General features: G+C 48.6%; 13 tRNA genes and 1 rRNA gene. All 14 read right to left on the bottom strand.

Going from position 1 to position 1,721, the window contains the following annotated elements:
• Nucleotides 1-65, bottom strand: a 16S ribosomal RNA gene (locus EDM56_RS30705); the annotation flags it as partial.
• Nucleotides 66-272: 207 nt separating this feature from the next.
• Nucleotides 273-348: transfer RNA gene (locus EDM56_RS30700), tRNA-His, on the bottom strand.
• Nucleotides 349-385: 37 nt separating this feature from the next.
• Nucleotides 386-462, bottom strand: a tRNA-Met gene (locus tag EDM56_RS30695).
• Between the two features lie 42 nt (nt 463-504).
• Nucleotides 505-586 (bottom strand) — tRNA-Leu (locus EDM56_RS30690).
• A gap of 6 nt (nt 587-592) precedes the next feature.
• Nucleotides 593-669, bottom strand: a tRNA-Pro gene (locus EDM56_RS30685).
• An 8-nt stretch (nt 670-677) separates the two neighbouring features.
• A tRNA-Arg gene (locus EDM56_RS30680) sits at nt 678-754 on the bottom strand.
• A gap of 3 nt (nt 755-757) precedes the next feature.
• Nucleotides 758-833 (bottom strand) — tRNA-Gly (locus tag EDM56_RS30675).
• Nucleotides 834-840: 7 nt separating this feature from the next.
• Nucleotides 841-927, bottom strand: a tRNA-Leu gene (locus EDM56_RS30670).
• Between the two features lie 18 nt (nt 928-945).
• Nucleotides 946-1,021: transfer RNA gene (locus tag EDM56_RS30665), tRNA-Lys, on the bottom strand.
• 28 nt (nt 1,022-1,049) lie between these two features.
• Nucleotides 1,050-1,134: transfer RNA gene (locus tag EDM56_RS30660), tRNA-Tyr, on the bottom strand.
• Between the two features lie 13 nt (nt 1,135-1,147).
• Nucleotides 1,148-1,223 (bottom strand) — tRNA-Thr (locus EDM56_RS30655).
• Between the two features lie 21 nt (nt 1,224-1,244).
• Nucleotides 1,245-1,321 (bottom strand) — tRNA-Asp (locus EDM56_RS30650).
• 21 nt (nt 1,322-1,342) lie between these two features.
• Nucleotides 1,343-1,418, bottom strand: a tRNA-Val gene (locus EDM56_RS30645).
• Between the two features lie 8 nt (nt 1,419-1,426).
• Nucleotides 1,427-1,503, bottom strand: a tRNA-Glu gene (locus tag EDM56_RS30640).
• Between the last annotated feature and the right edge of the window lie 218 nt (nt 1,504-1,721).

The following is a 1,721-nucleotide window of genomic DNA, read 5'->3' as shown; positions in this document are numbered from 1 at the left end:
TCGACTTGCATGTATTAGGCACGCCGCCAGCGTTCGTCCTGAGCCAGGATCAAACTCTCCATTAAAGTTGAGTTGAAGCTGATTCCAAGACTTGCTTGGCTTAATTAAATGTGATGTCACTTGGACAATCACGTTATCTTTTCGCTTTCGCTGTTCAGTTTTCAAAGAGCATTTTCACGCATTTTAGAAGCGCGGATAATTATTTTACCTCAGTTCGATTATTTAGTCAACCAAATAACCATAAAAAAAGAGCTGAGACATTGAATAATTTATGGGGCGATCGATGGGACTTGAACCCACGAGTGCCGGAGCCACAATCCGGTGCGTTAACCCCTTCGCCACGACCGCCATAATAAGTGTTATGGTGCTAGAGAAAAAATCTCATTGGTAGCGGCGGAGGGGGTCGAACCCCCGACCTTTCGGGTATGAACCGAACGCTCTAGCCATCTGAGCTACACCGCCAAAATATATTACGTGTGAATTTGCAAACATAATCAACGCTTGTGGTGCCGGTGAAGGGACTTGAACCCCCACGGTTTCCCTCACGATTTTGAGTCGCGCGCGTCTGCCATTCCGCCACACCGGCAAAAAATGGTCGGGAAGACAGGATTCGAACCTGCGACCCCTTGGTCCCAAGCCAAGTACTCTACCAAGCTGAGCTACTTCCCGACATATAATGGCGTGCCCTGAGAGATTCGAACTCCCGACCTTTTGATTCGTAGTCAAACGCTCTATCCGGCTGAGCTAAGGGCACATATGGAGCGGACGAAGGGTCTCGAACCCTCGACCTTCGCCTTGGCAAGGCGACGCTCTACCAATTGAGCTACGTCCGCATTTGTTTGGTGCGGTCGAGAGGACTTGAACCTCCACGGTGTTGCCACCACTAGAACCTGAATCTAGCGCGTCTGCCAATTCCGCCACGACCGCATATTCTTTTAAAAAAACTGGTGAGCCATGAAGGACTCGAACCTTCGACCCTCTGATTAAAAGTCAGATGCTCTACCAACTGAGCTAATGGCTCTTGCTGTTTTATCCATTTATCAAAGCAATGGTGGGGAGAGACGGATTCGAACCGCCGAACCCAGAGGGAGCAGATTTACAGTCTGCCGCGTTTAGCCACTTCGCTATCTCCCCAAAGCTTGGATAATGGTGCCGGCGATAGGACTTGAACCCACAACCCCCTGATTACAAGTCAGGTGCTCTACCAATTGAGCTACACCGGCATATGATATTGGTTGTAAAAATGGCGGAGCTGACGGGACTCGAACCCGCGACCTCCGGTGTGACAGACCGGCGTGAACTCCAACTTCACCACAGCTCCATATTTACTTCTGAACGATAATGGTGGAGGCTGACGGGATCGAACCGCCGACCCTCTGCTTGTAAGGCAGATGCTCTCCCAGCTGAGCTAAGCCTCCGAAATAAATGGTGACCCGTAGGGGATTCGAACCCCTGTATGACAGCGTGAAAGGCTGCTGTGTTAAACCGCTTCACCAACGGGCCATTTTTAGAGAATCAACAACTCGTTTTCCCAAGCTACTCAACAACTTTCGTTTTGTGCCTGGATATTCAATCTATCATACTGTCTATCAAAAAGCAATATCTTTTTTGATAAAAGCGATTGTGATCGAATTAGGGTGTTATCCTAAAAAACAAGCAAACAGAAAACCAACATCAGATGGTCCGTTTCAGTTATTCCCTGAAAACTGGATACGCAAGTC

Source organism: Brevibacillus fluminis (assembly GCF_003710825.1).
Lineage (GTDB): Bacteria > Bacillota > Bacilli > Brevibacillales > Brevibacillaceae > Brevibacillus_D > Brevibacillus_D fluminis.
This window is presented reverse-complemented; position numbering and strand designations above follow the sequence as displayed.